This window comes from Candidatus Enterococcus ikei (genome assembly GCF_017316105.1).
GTDB lineage: Bacteria > Bacillota > Bacilli > Lactobacillales > Enterococcaceae > Enterococcus_L > Enterococcus_L ikei.
In genome coordinates, this window is sequence record NZ_JAFLWD010000022.1 from 15,309 (window position 1) to 33,464 (window position 18,156).

The following is an 18,156-nucleotide window of genomic DNA, read 5'->3' on the forward strand; positions in this document are numbered from 1 at the left end:
ACTATTATTCTTTTTCGAAATACTATAATAACTTATATACAATATTAGGAGTGAATATGATAAAGAAGAAGCTTATAATTATGCTGGTATTTGTATTGTTAATATTTATTTTTTTGCCTGATTTACTTGGTGTTTATAATTCGCTTCCTTTTATAAATAAAGTAGATGGAAATGTATCGTATTTCACAAGGTTAAACTATGTAACTCTCGTTGTACCGTGTTTTTCGGCTATTTTAGCATTTCAGGCGTTTACAAATACAGTGGAGATTCAAAAAGAAGATCGAGAGAATGAAAAACAAATATTAGAAGAACGTAAAAAAGAGAAATATTATAATATGACACATACTGATTTTTATAATTTGCTGAATGTTTTCAGTAAAGTTCAAGAAAGCACTGATGTAAAAAATTTTATAATTTCTTTTAAAAAAGAATACAATAAAAATCTTGGATTAGTAAGTCTATGTACCTATACACAGGAGCAGGCTACAGTGACTAGTATGGAAATCGGACATTATTTGAGAACGCTTCACAGAATATTAAAAACTCTTAATCAGAGATTAGATGATAACTATATTGATTATACTCAATATCATATGTTCATTGGTATCTTAAGAACCCAAATTACAGCTAAAGAATTTTTTGTAATCATATCAAACTGTATTTATAGTAAAAAAAGCAAAGGTATGGCGATTCAAATGATAGGATCAGGTATTTTTGATGACTTGTCATTGGTCGATATTTTAAACATACCGGTTGAGAATTCTGGAAAATTTACAAATGAAATAATTGATGATCTTTTAATAAAATCAGGAGTTACGGAATTAAATAAAGACAATGAATTATTATCAGAAGAAAAAATTCGTAAATTAAGTACTTTGTTAGGCCCAATAGAAAAACTGGCGAGGTGTAAGTATAAGCTTGAATATATTAATTATGAGGAAAATAGAGGCTTTTACGACTCTATAGATTACAATAATTTTTCCGAAAATTAAGAAGCTACATAAAAAGTAAATATTTTAAAATATTAAAGAATAGATAAATGTCTAGCTAATTAATTTTTATTATAAAAAAACTAAATCTGTTAAATTACTATTGATATATGATTTCAAAAGGAGAAAATATTGTTATTATAACAGTTACAGGTATTGTTCCAGTACAACTAAGTAAAAGGAATTAGCAAATGAGACAATAGCAAAGTTCAAAATTAGCAATTGGAGATGTTTGGAGGGAAATAACAATATTTGATAAACTTAATATTATAATGAATAAACGAAAATATGGAGAAATCGATTGCAATAACTTTGATAAGAATGTATTTCGATCATTTACTACTCCTGAAGAATCTGATCAATGGGGAAATGAAATTTATGGCGAATGGTCAAAACAATATAGATCAGCAGTTCAGTCATTGTCAAGTCTTGAATCAGGAATATCATATTCAATAAATAAAGATCCACTTACATGCTATTGTGGCTATTACTACAAAAAAATCAATAAATATTTAAGAAATCTTCCTTTCGACTTTGGAGAAAATCTGGATCTGGATGAAGTAAAATCAGCTTCAGACATATTACAATTTTTGCTTTCTTTTACCCCAAGGTTACCAGAAAATATAATTGTATATAAGATTGTTTCAGATGATTTTATCAATCTTCTGATAGAACATAATAAGTCAAATCCAGAAGAACCTTTTTCTGAAAAAGGTTTATTGAGTACCAGTTTGTTAATAGAAGGATGTACAAATGGTCAAACTAACGATTGTGGCTTAGAAAATAATCTTTTAAAAATTTTTGTTCCAAAAGGAATTCATGGTATTTATATACGATCTATAGAAGGGGTAAAAAGAAGGGAGTATGAATTTTTGATGCGACCAACTTTATTTTTAAGACCCATTGCTTTTCCATATTGGGATGATAAAAGGGTTAATAGAATATATGAATATGAATTAATTAGTTTTGATATTTTTGATATCTGAATAAAACGAGCTCTTGCTTGCTAATATGTGAACATATAGCTGGATATTTTAAGAAGTTTTTGGGGATGAAGCTAGTCTTTGTAAAAAAACGTCTATTTCTGAAAAAGGTTGTTTTGTTTATAAACAAAAAGTATGTATCAATTAGGGATGTTACCTATGTTAATTATGTGAAAAAAAGTATAAAGTTTGAGACAGAAGTGGGCTCTCTTTTTATTAAACACGTTAATACTGAATAAACGGGGGTCATAAACGAATTCTTCAGAAATAAGCTTAGATTCATAAAATTTCTATCCCAACCTCTTTGAATAATCGTATAGTATAAACTAGGAACACTTAAAGAAGTGAACCTAGTTTTTTTTTTCAGCATCACTTCCTCAAAACTCCAACCGAAACCTTCCTCTCCCCATTCAACTTCCTCACCTTCTCCTCTTCAATCGCCATCAACCTCAAAAACTCCTCAAAAAAAGCATGAAACAAATGCCCACAAGCATAATACTCCTTCACAACCTGCTTCTTACTAATCGGACCTTTCCGAAACTGAAAAAAATGATCCAACACAGCAAGCGGCTCTTCCCAAGACTGCAAACTATCCAACGTATTCTGCAAATCCGTAATATCCTGATAAGGAATCACCTTTAAACTCTGACCTTCTTTTTTTCATAACCCATTTCCTCCCTTTTTAAAAGTACTCTTAAATCCAATAACATGAAGCGCTGAACAACATCATCCAACGCCCCAATACTTAACTCATTTATCTACGCATTGACTTAGGCAACGATTAAACAAACCAGTGACAAAAACGACTTACGTATGATTTTTCCAAGCCTCGTGATGTTTCGATCACTTTCTTTTCAAAGCAAAACAAAAAACGCTATTGTAGTAATCAGTAAGAAAAAGCCAGCTTTTCGACAACTTCCCAAAAATGCTTCAATACGAAAAGCGCATTGCTTCATTTTTAGTCCAGTTGCTCAAACCTTAACGACTTTTTATCATCCTAACTTAACCACCAATACCGTCATCAATCCCCTAGATAAAGCCCAAACCCTCCATAAAATCCAAAATCCCAACCAAAAGTTTCTAGACAGACTAGAAAATCCCAGTAAAATTAGGTACAATAAAAAGAGCTAGTGCTTTTGTGCTAGCAATTGGCAACTTGTATAGATAGTTTGCGCTGTCTATGCAAGGCTTCATCATGTGATTGCTGTCAGATGGTGAAGTGCCTTTTTTGCTTTGCATCACTTCGACTGACTAAGGCAGAGCAGATGCTGCAAAGTACAAGGTGAACAAAGTGAACGTTGCATCCTTGTATTATATCTATGATTGGTTGTTTTGCGTTTGAACGAAGCCTCCTTTCACCAGATTTGTAGAATAGAAAAAAACGATATCAGGTAACATCACCCAATATCGTTTACAATAGTCCCAAAGAATCATCTACTACTTTTTCAAAGTACCCCAAAGAGAATCAAAGAAACCTATAGAAAAATAGGCAGACTTTAGGTACAATAAAGAAGCTAGTACATGTTGCTAGCACTATTGGCAACTTGTTTGGGCAGTTTGCGCTGTCTTTACAAGGCTTCAAATGCTTGGTTGCTGCCAGGCTTTGAAGTGCCAATTTATTTTTATATTCAGATTTGAACAGTTCATGTTGATATGAGCTGTTTTTTATTTTCTATTCTACCCCCTAAGTATATCCGAAAAGAATACGAACACGCAACAGTATTTTTTACATGAACCTCATTAAATAACACCAAAAATCACTCCCTTTATATAAGGAAAAATAACAAAATATTTTTTTAAAATGAGACCTCAATCTTCACAGTACAACTATATAGTTTATCCAGCAGTTTTTAGTGTATTCAAGTTTTTATTGTTACTTATAGTTAAAAAAAGATTGATTTACGTTTTTTTATTGATATAATTAGTAAAAGAGGTGACTTTTCATGAAAAAGATAATTACTGCTCTTATTTTGACATTTATTATGTTGGTTATGTCTAGCTGTACTATAACTCCACCAGAGAAGTATCCTGCAATAACTAATACTTCCTTTAAAATTGTAATAAACGAAGAGTACGAAATCATTCAAACTTCTGCTAGCACATGTAATTTTGTGAAGGATGCTCAAATTGCACAGATGAAAATTATTGTGGAAAGAGTAGATACCTTAAATTGGAATAAGAAATACGTTATATTAAAAGACCTTGAAGAAAAATATTATATCTATGAAATAGATACTAGTAAATTAGATAAAACTGATGATTATAAAATATTTAGAAAGTTAAAAGAAGTAAAAGGAATTGATTTAGAGTTAAAAAGTAAAGACGAATTTGAAAAGCAAGCACCGTAACAAATTGATTAATGTTTATACATTAAAATATAATATTTAGAAGGGAAGTTTTGTATGAAAAAGAAATTTTTAGGGATGTTTGTCGTTATTGGGGGCTTGTTCTGCACAATTGGAGGTTCTGATTTATATTTTGCAGAGGAATTAGTTGATGAGTTTGCTAAAGGAAATCAAGAACAAGCGAGTTATCCTGCTGTATACCAGTCTAATTTAGAAATATATACTGAAACACAAAATAAATTAGATGAGTATGTTAATGAGGATATAAGTAGAAAAGAGACTGTTGATGAAATTATTGAAAACTGTAAGAAGAGTGGACTTGTTAATTCAAATGAATTGAATGAAACTTTGCTTGAATTTGTTTCTTCAGCAAGTATAAATTATGAGCAATTAGCAACTGAAATGGAACTTGCTAATAACCTAATTGATAATGATAAAATTCAATCTAGAGTAGCAGATCCATTTGGTCCAGCAAAAACGAATTGGGCTTTAGGAGCTAGTATCGTTCAGAATTCAGGCTACCCTAATACAGCAATGTATATGCGCTATGCAGCAATTCCTGCTCCTTTTTCACCTGCACCAGCTAAACATGTTTCAAATAATAATGGTTGGGCTAAAAATGTAATAACGGATAATGGAATCTTAAATTCTCATTATCAGCAGTATAAAGCATGGATAAGGGGAAATGCGCCTACATTAGTAGTTAATGGAAGCTTTGCTTTTAATAGCGGGGATAAATATTATGCGCTACACAATGTTAATTATACGTACACATATGTTAGGCAACCAAAAGGGAATGTAAAATGTACAGGTGTAGTAAAAGATGTTTATGATTTTGCATGGTCAAAGTATAATAGTATTACAACTGCAATTGCAAATAATTATGCTGTAACAATGCAAAGGCTGGGTTTAATTAAACCTTATAATATTGAAATTAGATATAATTGGGGATAGCATTAGAAAGAAGAACTTTTTGTCAACTAATGTTGGAGATGAGTCCAAAGAATTAAATCGATTATTATGAAGACTTAAGGAGATTTCCTCAAGTCTTTTCTAGTTGGCTGAAAAACATGATACCAAAAAAAAGAAATCCTCAACTTGAAATTGTAAAAATTACGGAACCCATAGTCGTTGTTTTTTTTAAACATTCTAACGGATTACTAGAATAAGGAGATTCTAGCGTATAAATTTTTTTGTCTGTATGGAATAAAGAAAGTCTTGATTACAGGTGTAACCAGATTATTATATGCGAGTAATCAATCTTCGAGGTTTGTTTCAGTAAGATTAAAAAAAGAATAGGACAATAGTCAGTAAAAACTGATTATTGTCCTATTCTTTCAATTTAAGGGTACCCAAAGCACACTCAAACCTGTACAATTAAAATGACTAAAGCGATAATTATGACAAATAGCATGATAAAAATTTAGATATTTACGAAGAAGGGATGGCATTAATATGAAAAAGAAGACTTATCTGGTCAGTGCTTTACTACTTTTACTAGTCAGCATTGCAACATTTACTATCTATAATCAAACGAAAGTACACTCTCAAAAGACTGAGGAAACGAAGCTGAAAAAACAAGAAACTGACAAAAAAACGATGAAATTATCCAATAAAAAAGCAAACGAACAAAAAGCAGATGCCTATTCAATTGACTTGAAAAATGCTGATGCTGAAAAGATTTATAATGCATTTAAGGGACCAAATGCAGATTCGATTATCAATCTTTTAGAAATGGACAAAGATGATTCTGATAGAATTTTAGTGACAACTGATGGAACAATTCTAAAAGGAAAAGTTGGTATAGACGAAAGCGGTACAGAAGTTGATACTAATACAGATAAAAATAGTATAACAGTCAAAGAGCTTAAAAATTTAGTTTTATTACACAAGCAAAAAATCGATGAATTAGCGTCTCAAAATAGTCCGGTAGAATAGCACTGAAAAACAGAAAATTACTCAAAATTAGTTTAGCAAAAAGAAAAGATAGTGAAAGAAATCAGATTTGTAAATCAATTCAAAATAGATCTCAGCGCAAAAAGTTAATTTAATTTTTAAAATTCTGAAAAATATCAAGCAAATATGTTATTTACTCGTTTTATTCAACATGATAACCTTAAAGTAAGTTGTATGGTTCAAATTAAAACGATTAGTAAAGTTGGCTATATGCCAGCTATTGTATTGAGAAAAGAAAAAGCAACCTACAATATAGCAAACCCAGTCTTTTTATCTAAACAATTTATTGAAGATGAAGAAGGCAATGTCATTGGAACAAAAGAAGTTGAAGTTGATTTTAGTTCGCCAAATGATGATTTTACATTTGAAGATGATGAATTGACATGGACAAATTTATCTCCTGAGCTGAAAGAATTACATTTTGAATGGCGTGTGAATGCTAACTATGATGGACAAAGTTTTTCTGTCAGAGGAGAATCGATTATTCCGATTGTATGGAAATAATGTTACTGATTGGATAATCTTTCTTCTTATAGAAAAAGAGACATAAGATACTACAAAATTTATAGCCAGAGCACTTAGTTCTGGTTTTTTTGTTAAACAAAAATATTGTCGAAAATTTCAGAAATTTATAGGAATGTCCATTAAAAATGATAGAATAAAAGAATAGTGAGGTGATTTTATGAAAAAGAAAATCGTAATCAATCAATTGCTTATTTGTTCGCTCTATATTTTAATTCCATTAGCACTAGGATCAATAGCGAGTATATGGATCAAACTATCAATTTTTACTATTACGGCAATTATCTATGGAACTATGTTAGTCTTTATGATTCCATCAGATATTTTTTTCAGTAGTACGCTCGATTACAATATAAAATCTGTTAATCCAAGCTATAAACATGAAAAACCAGATTTTATCGGTGGAACTAAGCAACAGTTGCTTCATTTTGTTGTGGTTGCCTTTGGACTAGGGGCTTGTTTATTGCTTATTTTGATAAGATAAGAACAAATAAATTTTGTCAAAGAGAATCTTGTGACCAGTAATACACACTATTGAAATATTTATTGTGATGTTATGGTTTGCAATAAAAGGAGAAGTGAGATAAATTGGAAAATAGATTTTTTGGAGAAGATGGTAGGTTAAAAGTAATTCCTAAAAAAAATAAATTTAAAATAGAAATATTTAAGGTTATCATCGATAAGTTTGAAGAAGGAGTTACCTATTCGGAAACAGAAGTGAATCAGATTCTCAAAAGTTTTTATCATGATTATGCTATATTGAGAAGATATTTAGTGGACTATGGCTTTTTATCAAGAGATTCTTATGGCAGTGAATATATAAAGAAAAGTAATATAAAAAATGAATGTTAAGATGGATATTTAGTTTGAAATCTGGAACACGTTTGTTCTTACTTGAAACAAAATATTTTGTTGGTGTGATTAGAGAACAATTATTGTATAGCTTATTTTAAGTACTAAAAAATAATAGAAAGAAGGATAATTACCGATGATAGAAATCCAAAAAATCACCGTAGAGGACCTAGCAACATTGAAAGCATTAAGTATCAAAACTTTTACAGATACTTTCGCACAAGAGAATACCACAGAAGATTTAAAGAATTATCTTGCCCAAGCCTATACGGACGAAAAATTAACCAGTGAGCTTCAAAATAAACATTCAGAGTTTTATTTTATTTATTCAAATGAAGAACTAGCTGGCTATTTAAAAATAAATATAAATGATGCTCAAACTGAAACTATCGGAGAAGATACCTTAGAAATCGAACGTATTTATATTGATTCGAATTTCAAAAGATTAGGACTTGGAAAAACGCTGTATAACAAGGCGATAGAACGAGCAAAGGATTTAAACAAGACAGCTATCTGGTTAGGTGTCTGGGAGCGTAATTTTTCTGCACTGAAATTTTATCATAAGATGGGATTTACTCAGGTAGGAGAGCATTCTTTTTATATGGGTGAGGACGAACAAATCGATTTGATCATGAAGAAGGAGTTAACTTGATTTTTTTATTATCTGAGTAAAAAGGGCGATACAATTGTTTTAGAAAAAGTCAATGCAGCAAAATAAAAGAATGCACTTGAGAAATAGAATTATTGGTTTAGTAAACAAGTTTCTAGCAGATTAGAAGAAGTTGCACGATTTATCAACAGATGTCTTTTTACTGTAATCTGAATGGTACATGTAATAAGGACAGATGCTGAATAGTTGTTAATAGTTTGACAGCTAAATCAAATATTTTGAAAAAATATGTTGACAAATGATTGCGCTTTCTTTATTCTTTTTTTATAAGTCGTAAATATTTTTTTTAGGAGGCGTTATTGAATATCAAAAAGTTTGGTTTATTTAGTTTGATGCTTATTTTAATTGTAACCAGTGTGATAGTATATCAAACTTATAGAAAAGGTATTGCGCAGAAAAGTTTTAATAATGAGTTAGAAATGTTAGATGTTAAACAAGATGATTTAGTTCAAGTTAGAGGAATGAAAAATATTAAGTTTTCAGCATATCAGTATTTTTTTGAAGTAAAACATAGTCCTTATGAGTATATTTTTACGTATTATTATAATACTAAAGAGACAGAACTAAGTTATATTACGGATAAGTCCGAAATAGTGAATACTAGAAAAATAATATTTGGAGAGTGAATTATGAAAAAGTTGTTAGTTAGTATTGTTTTAGTTATTTTTGCGATGATTGTGTATCCAACAAATACACTTGCAGACGAACTTAGTGATGTAATGGTCAAGTATTCTCTCACAGGTGAAAAACTTGATCAATTCGAACAAGAAGAGCAAATGAGAAGTGCTAGAAGAGCTTTTACATTATCAGATCCGTCCGCTGATTTGAAAGAATATAATAGCTTAATTGAACAGGGATTACTTTCAGAAGAGGTAGATTTTGAAGATTATCGCCAATTTTTGAATACGCCAGAACCTATTGATCCTGTAATACCAGAGGCACGTAATGTTGCAGGATCACCTATGGCTGGAGATATTTTAGTCACAAACGCAACTTCTTCCAATGGATTAACAGGTCATGCAGGTATTTTTCTCGCTGATGGAAATATACTAAGTATCGAAGGCTACGGTCAAAAACCTACTGTTAGAGGAATTTTTAGTTGGATGCAGAATACTAAAAAGTTAGCTCCAAACAGTTGGACTAAAGTTTATCGTCCTAACTCAACTTTTTACAGGAATCTTGCAGCTGGAAAATGGGGAAATGATAATATTAGAGATAAAAATTATTCTTATGGTTTTAGTGGGAATCGATTTGACTTAAATCCTACGTATTGTTCAAAGATAGTTATGCAATGTTATTACTTTGCAAACAAAAAAGGAGAACATATGGTTATTCCATCTATAATATCTCCTTATGCTCTCCCTAACCTGTTTATGAAAGGTTCTAGCCATATTGTGACGTGGAAATAATTGCAGAATATTTTTAATCTATCAAAATAATAGAAAGAGAAACTAGGGAAGTTATGCTCCTAGTTTCTCTTTTAGGATAGAGCATATAAATTTTCCTGATTATATATTTGTTATTTTTAACTACATTTGTTTTATTTTTGTGGAAAAACCTCTCCAAGCAAAATAACCTAAAAATTCCCCACCAACCTGTATAATAAAGTCATCGGTTTATAAGGGGGATGATCATGAAAGACGGCTTATACTACGCAAAACAATTTCAAGAGAAAAAACTAAGCGTCACAGAATGGATCGATGAACGTGCGCAACAAGTAAAAAAGCTAAATCCTGAATTAAATGCATTTGTCGATTGGGATGCAAAAGCAGCAAAACAAGAATACGAATCTAGAGGAGCAGATATTGGTCCTTTTTTTGGCTTGCCTATTCCATTGAAAATGCTAGGACAAGACAAAGCTGGAATGAAATCTTCGTCAGGTTCTCGTTTATTTAAAGAAAATCGTGCGACTTCTACGGATAACTTTGTGAAAGGGTTGGAACGATTAGGCTTTATACCTTTAGGGAAAACTAATGCACCTGAGTTTGGGTTTAAAAATATTTCTGATCCGACTATTTACGGCCCAGCTAGAAATCCGTGGAATCTGGATTATTCACCTGGTGGATCTAGTGGAGGTGCGGCCGCTGCAGTCGCTAGTGGCTTGTTTCCGATTGCTGGGGCAAGTGATGGCGGTGGTTCGATTCGGATTCCAGCCTCGTTCAGTGGTTTGATTGGTCTCAAACCAACACGTGGCAGTATGCCAGTTGGACCTGATGGTTGGCGTGGCTGGCAAGGAGCTTCGATTGATTTTGCTTTGACTGTTTCTATGCGCGATACGGAAACATTGTTTTATCATTTACGTGGAACAGAAAAAGCAGCACCGTATCAAGCGCCGAAAGCGGAGTGGACTCATCAATCAGCAGCAGAGAAAAAAGTCTTAAAAATCGCTTTTTTGACAGAGTCTCCAGTTGGGACACCTGTTTCAGTAGAGGCGGTAAAAGCGACGCACAATGCAGCACATTTTTTAGAACAACAAGGACATGAAGTAACTGAAATTCCTTATCCAGTAAACGGACGTCAGTTGATCGACAGCTATTATCTAATGAATGGCGCAGAAACGGCCGCTATGTTTGAAGGAATTCAACAGGCAATTCAGCGACCGCTTACTAAGAGTGACATGGAATTAATGACATGGGGAATTTACCAATATGGTTTACAAATACCAGCAAGTCAGTATACACGATCGCTACAACTGTGGGATCAAGCGGCGTATAAAATGGAGCAATTATTTGAGGAATATGATTTGTTATTGACGCCGACCGCAGCTGATATCGCACCTAAAATTGATGCAGAATTACAGAGTGATCAAATTCGGAAAGACTTAGCTCAATCTGAATCGTTATCAGTTTTACAGTTAAAAGATTTAATCTATGACATGTTTGAAAAAAGTTTGACGATCACGCCATATACTCAGCTTGCAAATTTAACAGGACAGCCGGCAATCAGTTTACCGACCCATATAGCAGAAGTTGGTTTACCGCTAGGTATTCAATTTATGGCATCAAAAGGCAGAGAAGATCTTCTTTTCCAAGTCGGAAAGTTATTTGAACAAGAGCAGAAATTTTTACTACCAAACTATTATCGTGAATCATAGGAGGTTCTAATGAAGAAAGTATTAGCTAGTTTTAGTATTGTTGCATTAAGTTTAATGTTAGTTGCGTGTGGTGGAACTCAAGACAAGTCAGCTGGAAAAGATGAAAGCTGGAAAAAAGTAGAGGATGCAAAAAAATTAACTGTTGCAACCTCAGGAACGTTATTCCCTTCTTCTTACTATAATGATGAAAATAAATTAACGGGTTATGATGTGGATGTAATCACAGAAGTTGGCAAACGTTTAGAGCTTGATGTTGAGTTTAAAGAATACAATGTCGATGGGCAAATCACTTCAGTGGATAAAGGGGAATCAGATTTAGCGGCCAATGATTTCGGTTTATCTGGGGACAGAGGGAAAAAATTTATCTTGTCTTCACCAATCAAGTACTCATTTGACAGCATGATCGTTCGAAAAAGTGATGATTCTGGGATTGCTTCTCTTGAAGATTTAAAAGGTAAAAAAGCCGCTGGAGAACCAAATACAAACTATATGAAAATAGCTGAAAAATATGGTGCTAAGCTAGTAACCTACGATAACGCGACAAATGATCAATACTTGACGGATGTGGCGAATGGTCGGACTGATGTTATTTTAAATGATTATTATTTACAAAAAATGTCAGTAGGCGCGTTACCAGATATTCCAGTTAAAATTTTAGAAGGTGTCTATTTTAATGCAAATTCTACTGGCTTTTTAATGAAAAAAGACAGCATTGCACTAAGCAAAAAAATAAATCAGACATTGAAAGTGATGCAAACTGATGGAACCATGAAAAAAATATCTGAAAAGTATTTCCAAACAGATGTCTCTGTTGAGCCAAAAGAAAAAGTGACAGAAAGTGTTTCAGCAGAATAGATGTATATACCAAAAATTGATTTTCAATTAATGATTGATTCTATTCCATTTCTTCTCACTGGTTTGCCTTATACGATTGGGATTAGCTTGGTGACGTTCTTGATGGGAAATGTTCTTGGTATTCTTTTGACCGTATTAGGGATGCTGCCTTCGAAGGTGATCAGAGGATTTGTGCGTTTTTATATTTCCTTTTTACGAGGGGTTCCAGGTTTGGTTTTGTTGTTTCTTTTGTATTTTGGCTTGCCTTATCAGCTAAGTGCGCTAACGGCGGCTTGTATTTGTTTCAGTTTGACAAGTAGTGCGTTTATTGCGGAAATCTATCGAGGATCGATCGCAGGGGTTGAAGCAGGGCAATGGGATGCAGCTTATGCGTTGGGTTTACCCTTTGGAAAAGTGATGCGTAAAATTATTTTGCCCCAAGCGTTTCGAATCTCAATTCCAGCTTTAGGTAACGTTGCAATGGATTTGTTAAAAGGAACATCGTTGGCGGCAATGATCACGATTCCTGATATCTTTCAAAAAGCCAAAATCGTTGGGGGAAGAACCTTTGATTATATGACGATGTATATTTTAGTCGCGGTGATTTATTGGCTGCTTTGCGTGGCAATTGGCTGGGGGCAAAGTTGGCTAGAGCAACATTATGTGAATCGTTATAAGGGAAAACCAGAAGTGAGAATATAAAATAAACTGTGTAAGTCGCTGATTGTTGAGAAGCTGCTTATGCAGTTTTATTTTATTCTGAAGATAGGGTATAAAACTCCCAATTATTTTATAGAAAAAAACTAATAATTCTAAAGTATCAAAAAAACGGTTTATCTCTTACAAAATGATTGATACAATGAAGAGAGGTTAAATTTAAAAAGGAGGTTGGGAGCTTTGTTGGTATTATTATTGATCTTGTCAGTGGTTGCTTTGGTTGTTACAGTTGTTATGCAATCAATGGTGAAAAAAAACAGCATAGGAAAAACGTATAATATTCTGGCAATGATTCAAAGTGGATGTGTTTCAGCGATGGCTGCGATTCTTGTGATTTTGATTCTCAAAGGCAGAACTTTAGTGTAACTGTATTCAGATATGTAACAATTTAAGAGGTGCAGTAGACACCTCTTTTTGGGCTTTTCATAGTTACTTTCAAGAACGATTAGAATTGAACAAAAAGGAGAATAAATGAAAAATAGAGAATCAAAACAGAAATCTTTTTATATAAATGTTACTTTGTTCGGAGTTTTGCTATGTGTTGTGGGGGGACTTTTCTTGATTCCGGCTCTCGTTGTGCAAGTTGTACCTATTACACCAGATAATTTTCATTTCACTATAAATGGTGTTACACAACCATATTCATTAGAAAATGTTCGCATATTTCGACTTATTTTTTTACTCGTATTTGGTTTTGTTGGAATGATTCCAACTGTTATTGGTGGTATTGTGATTATCTGGAATAAGATGAAGAGAAGGCAGCAACAACGTCTGAAAGAGGAAGGACGAGCGCTTCGGGCGAAAGTGAATCAACTTGCATCTTCTTCAATTAGAATATATAACGGATATGGGATGAGACTCATGTGTTCTTACAAAAATGAGGAGGGAGAAACCTATCTCTTTAAAAGTCAGCTCTTGAGAATCGATCCCACGCATTTTTTAAATGAGGGACAAGTAACTGTTTATTGTGATCGAGAAAATAGTAGTAACTATTTTGTTGATATAGATGGTAGTGTAGAAAAAGTGTATGAATTATAAATTGTGGCAGTCCTCGTTCTAACAAAAATTGTTAAAATAGCCTTCGTAAAATAACTATTTACGAAAGCTATTTTTATTTTTTAATATTTGTTTGACTAAAAGGATTTAATTTTATTCTAAAAGATTTTGATTTATGCTATTATATCTATGGATGAAAAAAATAATGAAAGGGACAAATACGAATGGAAATGGTGAATATGTTAGGAAAATTCAATTTGAAACTTAGTGGAAAAAGCAAAATAGATCCAACTCAGATTTCAGTAGAAAAAAATGTCATCGCTTTGGATGATCGTACACTTCAAATCAGCAATGTTTCTCAAATATTTGTAGCAGAACCAGATTCAAAAATACCATGGATAGCAGGGCTATTGTTTATTTTTTCTGGAATTTTATCAGCAAATTTTACTTTTTGGGGCATCTTGGGAATGATCATTACTGGATTTTATATTTATTTGGTCATTATGAGTAACTTGAACAAAGGTTATTATATGTATTTAAATCTTAATTCGGGTTTTACCTATTTGATTCATTGCGAAAATGAAGAATTTGCTGAAGAAGCTCGTGGAGTGATCGAAAGTTGTATTAATGACGATCACCGAAAAGAAAAAGTGATCATCAATATGAAACAAGAAAATATTATGATCGATCAAAAAATTGTAAATGTTGATCAAAGTATTAATGATAGTACCGTTGTATCGGGTGATCAAAATGAAGTGAATAGTAGTGTCAATGATCAAAGTATTAACGATAGCACAGTTGTATCTGGAGAAAATAATGAGGTGAGTAAATGAAAATAAGTGGTAATGATTTTGGCGGTATCAATCATTCAACCGTTGTGATTGGAAATAATAACAAAGTAACGAACAGCAAAAGCGCAGAGATCGATTGGGATAATTTTTCAGCAGAGATCATGACAACATTGACAAAACTTCCACAAAATAGTGAAGAATTTCAAGCATGTTCAAAATTGTTGATGGAATCAACATCAAGAGATGAAGGAAAAGTCACAGCGTTCTTGAAAAAATATGCACCGCAATTTACGTCAGATGTATTCAGTAATTTAGCGAGTACACTACTTTCGGATACAATTAAGAAGTTGATGTTTAATTTGTAACAGTGAATTTCATGGTGCGGACCCCAAGTGCACATGAAATCTCTGGGGGATTCGCACCTGATTTTCGTGAGGAAAGGGCTATTTCGGGTTGGTTTTCTCATTGAATTCACATTTTATAGGTTGTTTTAGGTGAAATATTGTCGTTTTTCTTTGAGAAATGCTGTATTTCACAGTCTCACTCTGTTTAGAGTGAGTGGATTGAAATTTTTACGGCATGATAGGTCTTTCCAGATCCAACGGTCTCACTCTGTTTAGAGTGAGTGGATTGAAATGCTGACACGACAAACGGAGCCAAAGTTTGAAATGTCTCACTCTGTTTAGAGTGAGTGGATTGAAATATCTACATGTTGCGGTTCTGAGTTTTGAGTGCCGGGTCTCACTCTGTTTAGAGTGAGTGGATTGAAATTTTGCGCCATGCTAACCACTTAGCGGGACTTTTAAGTCTCACTCTGTTTAGAGTGAGTGGATTGAAATAGGATAGCTTCAGTAATCATTGAACTAAATGTCCGTCTCACTCTGTTTAGAGTGAGTGGATTGAAATAAATAAGCAAAGCACTAAATTTATCAGTACACGAGTCTCACTCTGTTTAGAGTGAGTGGATTGAAATCTCTACGGCGAAAGAAACCTGTCAAATAAATATGGTCTCATTCTGTTTAGAGTGAGTGGATTGAAATAATGTTTACTTTAGGTTTATCTGATCCAGGATTCAAGTCTCACTCTGTTTAGAGTGAGTGGATTGAAATACAGATAGCAAAAGCTTCTACTTTCCATTTATAAGGTCTCACTCTGTTTAGAGTGAGTTTTTTAATCCAACTTTTTCTCATAAATTTCAACAAAAATCAAAGGAATTGAGTGGTCGTACTAATGAATTAAAGGGTATAATTAGAAAAGCTAGAAAAATACATAGTAACGACTATAGACAATTTTTCTAAGGGAGTTAAAAGGAGATTATTTTATGATTCGAAGTGAATTAAAGAAAAAGGCCCAAGCTCATTTACATGGACATTACGGGAACTGGAGTTTAATCGCAATTCTTCCATGTGTGGCATTATTTATCTATTTATTCTCTACAATTTTTTTGTTTCAATCGTCCGAGGGAGTTGTAGATCAATCAAATGACTATCGTTCTTGGCAAGATGAATACTCGGAAAAATCTAATCGATCTAACAATGAGTATCGAAATGGTTATGAAGACGGTTATTCGGATGGCTATGATGAAGGATTCGATGATGGTTTTTATGAAAATGATTCCTATGATTATGATGACGAAGATGAGTATACTGGGAAAAAACTAAATTCCCTCTCAACTGTATCAGCCGTACCATTGAAAAACGGAACACAGACGGTTACCTATAAGCAAACAACAACTACACAAGCAAGTATTAGCGGAGTTTTTGCATTTATAGTTAGTATCTGTTTGGTGGTTGTAACAATTTTATATCGTGGGATGGTTCAATGGGCAGCGATTGATAATGTAGAGGGTCAAAGTTTTAGCTTTAAAACAGTTTTTACAGATTTTATTAGAGTAAACGGCAAACGGACAGTAATCGCTAATCTTTTGGTGACCTTGTACACATTTTTATGGTCGTTACTCTTTTTCATTCCTGGTATCATCAAGCAGTTATCCTATGGAATGACAAATTATTTATTGAAAAAGGATCCAGAACTAACACCCAAAGAAGCAATGGCGCTTAGCCAAGTGCTGATGCACGGTTATAAGCTGGAGTATTTGATCTTTTCTTATTCATTCATTTTTTGGCAATTTGCAACGATCGCTAGTTTTGGATTAGTTAGTATGTATGTAATTCCTTATTACAGTGTGTCGGAAGCGTTGTTTTTTGATCAAATCATTGCAGAGAAACATCATTTGTTTTCACAAGAAAAAGAAGCGGGATTTGTTGATTTTTAGAAAAATTATATGCGTATTTGAAAAAAAATAATAATACAGTGAAAAAACAGCCGTGCAAAAATCCGAATATGGATGTTCGTACGACTGTTTTTTGTCTTCTGTTTTATGAACCTGAACTTATAAATGGACTGATCAAACCTGCTAATCCTTCAATATTTCTCGTTTGAATCATAATTGTTCCAGTACCGTGAAATTCATTGACTACGCCTTCGCCTGTTGTGAAGCCAAACATTCCAGAAGCTACTTTGATGTTGTAATCTAATGACTCAGACCAAGCAACAACATGTTGATTGTCTACAATAAAAGGTTTAGTGCCATCTAAATGGATTTCAACGATATCGCCATAACTATTGATCAATAACGAGCCGGAGCCGGCTGTTTCCATTACGAATAAACCACCAGTTCCGCCAAAGATAGCTCCGCTAAGCTTTTGGCGTTTCATATTATAAGTAACGTTTGAATCACAAGCTAAAAATGCTCCTGTATTTAAACGCCAATGTTCTGACCCCACTTGCAGTTCCTTGATGGTCCCTGGTGTGGCTGGAGCTAAAGCGATTTTTGCGGTATCTGTTAAACCAGATGCTTTTGTGATAAAGAAGCTTTCACCGCTGGACATTGAACGTCCTAAAGCACGAATAGCACCACCAAAACCTGACTTACCATTGCTGTTCATTTTTCCTTCAAGATTGATTTCTCCATTATGATAAACCATTGCACCACTTTCTAATTGAATGCTTTGACCTGTTTGTAACGCCACTTCGACTAATGGGAAAACGGTATTTTCTGTCATTTTATAATCCATTATATGAGCCTCCTATTTTTATTTACTAGTATACCTTATATACGCCAGACTTACTTTAGAATTTTTTGAGAAATCTTTAACTGTCATCAATGCTCATTGTTCCGCTATTAGTATACTTTAAAAAATAAAGTAGACGAGTATTTAGGTTGCTTGGAAATAATGCAAGTGATTACTGATATTCAAGCAATCGGCTGACAGTATAGTCTGTTTAATAAAGGGTCGTTATATATATGATTTAAGTCAATTGAGCGTAAGAAATAGTAAAATAGTAATTGACTTGTTGAAAGGATGTTTTATAATAGAATAAAAGTTATACCTAAAAAATATTTT

At 33.0% G+C, this 18,156-nt stretch carries 20 protein-coding genes and 1 CRISPR repeat array; of the genes, 19 read left to right on the top strand and 1 reads right to left on the bottom strand.

The features are described from left to right. The first annotated feature begins 56 nt into the window (after window positions 1-56). The 19 genes from JZO69_RS09850 (at window position 57) to JZO69_RS09940 (ending at window position 17,024) form a co-directional block, all read left to right on the top strand. The gene (locus JZO69_RS09850) at window positions 57-992 is read left to right on the top strand and encodes a putative phage abortive infection protein (RefSeq protein ID WP_207112704.1); all 936 of its coding nucleotides are present in this window, start codon (window positions 57-59) and stop codon (window positions 990-992) included. A gap of 269 nt (window positions 993-1,261) precedes the next feature. After that, complete coding sequence (locus tag JZO69_RS09855; protein WP_207112705.1) at window positions 1,262-1,975, top strand: ADP-ribosyltransferase; 714 nt, start codon at window positions 1,262-1,264, stop codon at window positions 1,973-1,975. 1,940 nt (window positions 1,976-3,915) lie between these two features. Beyond that, a complete protein-coding gene (locus JZO69_RS09860) occupies window positions 3,916-4,320 on the top strand; it encodes a hypothetical protein (RefSeq protein WP_207112706.1) in 405 nt (134 codons plus the stop codon). A 54-nt stretch (window positions 4,321-4,374) separates the two neighbouring features. Further along, complete coding sequence (locus tag JZO69_RS16630; RefSeq protein ID WP_242586692.1) at window positions 4,375-5,271, top strand: hypothetical protein; 897 nt, start codon at window positions 4,375-4,377, stop codon at window positions 5,269-5,271. A gap of 501 nt (window positions 5,272-5,772) precedes the next feature. Beyond that, the gene (locus JZO69_RS09870) at window positions 5,773-6,255 is read left to right on the top strand and encodes a hypothetical protein (protein ID WP_207112707.1); all 483 of its coding nucleotides are present in this window, start codon (window positions 5,773-5,775) and stop codon (window positions 6,253-6,255) included. 192 nt (window positions 6,256-6,447) lie between these two features. Further along, entirely contained in the window at window positions 6,448-6,777 is a 330-nt protein-coding gene (locus JZO69_RS09875; RefSeq protein ID WP_207112708.1) for a hypothetical protein, read from the top strand. 178 nt (window positions 6,778-6,955) lie between these two features. Continuing rightward, window positions 6,956-7,279 carry a hypothetical protein gene (locus JZO69_RS09880; RefSeq protein WP_207112709.1) on the top strand — a complete coding sequence of 108 codons (324 nt, stop codon included), beginning with the start codon at window positions 6,956-6,958 and terminating at the stop codon, window positions 7,277-7,279. A gap of 104 nt (window positions 7,280-7,383) precedes the next feature. Then, window positions 7,384-7,647, top strand: coding sequence for a DUF2087 domain-containing protein (locus tag JZO69_RS09885; protein ID WP_207112710.1), 264 nt, complete (start codon window positions 7,384-7,386; stop codon window positions 7,645-7,647). A 136-nt stretch (window positions 7,648-7,783) separates the two neighbouring features. After that, a complete protein-coding gene (locus JZO69_RS09890; RefSeq protein ID WP_207112711.1) occupies window positions 7,784-8,299 on the top strand; it encodes a GNAT family N-acetyltransferase in 516 nt (171 codons plus the stop codon). 317 nt (window positions 8,300-8,616) lie between these two features. Beyond that, complete coding sequence (locus JZO69_RS09895; RefSeq protein ID WP_207112712.1) at window positions 8,617-8,943, top strand: hypothetical protein; 327 nt, start codon at window positions 8,617-8,619, stop codon at window positions 8,941-8,943. Between the two features lie 3 nt (window positions 8,944-8,946). Further along, window positions 8,947-9,726 carry a CHAP domain-containing protein gene (locus JZO69_RS16635; protein WP_242586693.1) on the top strand — a complete coding sequence of 260 codons (780 nt, stop codon included), beginning with the start codon at window positions 8,947-8,949 and terminating at the stop codon, window positions 9,724-9,726. A gap of 224 nt (window positions 9,727-9,950) precedes the next feature. Then, the gene (locus JZO69_RS09905) at window positions 9,951-11,411 is read left to right on the top strand and encodes an amidase (protein ID WP_207112713.1); all 1,461 of its coding nucleotides are present in this window, start codon (window positions 9,951-9,953) and stop codon (window positions 11,409-11,411) included. Between the two features lie 9 nt (window positions 11,412-11,420). Next, window positions 11,421-12,266 (top strand): transporter substrate-binding domain-containing protein, encoded by an 846-nt coding sequence (locus JZO69_RS09910; protein WP_207112714.1) that lies wholly within the window; start codon window positions 11,421-11,423, stop codon window positions 12,264-12,266. Further along, window positions 12,267-12,947: an amino acid ABC transporter permease gene (locus JZO69_RS09915; protein WP_207112715.1), complete on the top strand. Its 681-nt coding sequence runs from the start codon at window positions 12,267-12,269 to the stop codon at window positions 12,945-12,947. A gap of 195 nt (window positions 12,948-13,142) precedes the next feature. After that, entirely contained in the window at window positions 13,143-13,328 is a 186-nt protein-coding gene (locus JZO69_RS09920; protein ID WP_207112716.1) for a hypothetical protein, read from the top strand. Window positions 13,329-13,433: 105 nt separating this feature from the next. After that, window positions 13,434-14,000 (top strand): hypothetical protein, encoded by a 567-nt coding sequence (locus JZO69_RS09925; RefSeq protein ID WP_207112717.1) that lies wholly within the window; start codon window positions 13,434-13,436, stop codon window positions 13,998-14,000. A gap of 182 nt (window positions 14,001-14,182) precedes the next feature. Further along, window positions 14,183-14,791 (top strand): hypothetical protein, encoded by a 609-nt coding sequence (locus tag JZO69_RS09930; RefSeq protein WP_207112718.1) that lies wholly within the window; start codon window positions 14,183-14,185, stop codon window positions 14,789-14,791. Next, window positions 14,788-15,114 (top strand): hypothetical protein, encoded by a 327-nt coding sequence (locus tag JZO69_RS09935; protein WP_207112719.1) that lies wholly within the window; start codon window positions 14,788-14,790, stop codon window positions 15,112-15,114. The genes JZO69_RS09930 and JZO69_RS09935 overlap by 4 nt, the downstream gene beginning before the upstream one ends. A gap of 172 nt (window positions 15,115-15,286) precedes the next feature. Then, window positions 15,287-15,858: a CRISPR direct-repeat array (repeat unit 33 nt; unit sequence GTCTCACTCTGTTTAGAGTGAGTGGATTGAAAT). Window positions 15,859-16,070: 212 nt separating this feature from the next. Then, window positions 16,071-17,024, top strand: a complete 954-nt coding sequence (locus JZO69_RS09940) for a DUF975 family protein (protein WP_207112720.1) — start codon at window positions 16,071-16,073, stop codon at window positions 17,022-17,024. 103 nt (window positions 17,025-17,127) lie between these two features. Here JZO69_RS09940 and JZO69_RS09945 read toward each other — a convergent pair whose 3' ends face one another. Continuing rightward, on the bottom strand, window positions 17,128-17,826 hold the full coding sequence (locus JZO69_RS09945) for a TIGR00266 family protein (RefSeq protein WP_207112721.1): 699 nt from the start codon (window positions 17,824-17,826) through the stop codon (window positions 17,128-17,130). Window positions 17,827-18,156 lie beyond the last annotated feature (330 nt).

Coding starts and splice junctions, on each gene's coding strand:
- JZO69_RS16630 (WP_242586692.1), top strand. CDS start 4,375: ATGAAAAAGAAATTTTTAGGGATGTTTGTCGTTATTGGGGGCTTGTTC.
- JZO69_RS09935 (WP_207112719.1), top strand. CDS start 14,788: ATGAAAATAAGTGGTAATGATTTTGGCGGTATCAATCATTCAACCGTT.
- JZO69_RS09875 (WP_207112708.1), top strand. CDS start 6,448: ATGGTTCAAATTAAAACGATTAGTAAAGTTGGCTATATGCCAGCTATT.
- JZO69_RS09890 (WP_207112711.1), top strand. CDS start 7,784: ATGATAGAAATCCAAAAAATCACCGTAGAGGACCTAGCAACATTGAAA.
- JZO69_RS09915 (WP_207112715.1), top strand. CDS start 12,267: ATGTATATACCAAAAATTGATTTTCAATTAATGATTGATTCTATTCCA.
- JZO69_RS16635 (WP_242586693.1), top strand. CDS start 8,947: ATGAAAAAGTTGTTAGTTAGTATTGTTTTAGTTATTTTTGCGATGATT.
- JZO69_RS09870 (WP_207112707.1), top strand. CDS start 5,773: ATGAAAAAGAAGACTTATCTGGTCAGTGCTTTACTACTTTTACTAGTC.
- JZO69_RS09910 (WP_207112714.1), top strand. CDS start 11,421: ATGAAGAAAGTATTAGCTAGTTTTAGTATTGTTGCATTAAGTTTAATG.
- JZO69_RS09855 (WP_207112705.1), top strand. CDS start 1,262: ATGAATAAACGAAAATATGGAGAAATCGATTGCAATAACTTTGATAAG.
- JZO69_RS09880 (WP_207112709.1), top strand. CDS start 6,956: ATGAAAAAGAAAATCGTAATCAATCAATTGCTTATTTGTTCGCTCTAT.
- JZO69_RS09940 (WP_207112720.1), top strand. CDS start 16,071: ATGATTCGAAGTGAATTAAAGAAAAAGGCCCAAGCTCATTTACATGGA.
- JZO69_RS09925 (WP_207112717.1), top strand. CDS start 13,434: ATGAAAAATAGAGAATCAAAACAGAAATCTTTTTATATAAATGTTACT.
- JZO69_RS09850 (WP_207112704.1), top strand. CDS start 57: ATGATAAAGAAGAAGCTTATAATTATGCTGGTATTTGTATTGTTAATA.
- JZO69_RS09930 (WP_207112718.1), top strand. CDS start 14,183: ATGGAAATGGTGAATATGTTAGGAAAATTCAATTTGAAACTTAGTGGA.
- JZO69_RS09905 (WP_207112713.1), top strand. CDS start 9,951: ATGAAAGACGGCTTATACTACGCAAAACAATTTCAAGAGAAAAAACTA.
- JZO69_RS09860 (WP_207112706.1), top strand. CDS start 3,916: ATGAAAAAGATAATTACTGCTCTTATTTTGACATTTATTATGTTGGTT.
- JZO69_RS09945 (WP_207112721.1), bottom strand. CDS start 17,826: ATGGATTATAAAATGACAGAAAATACCGTTTTCCCATTAGTCGAAGTG.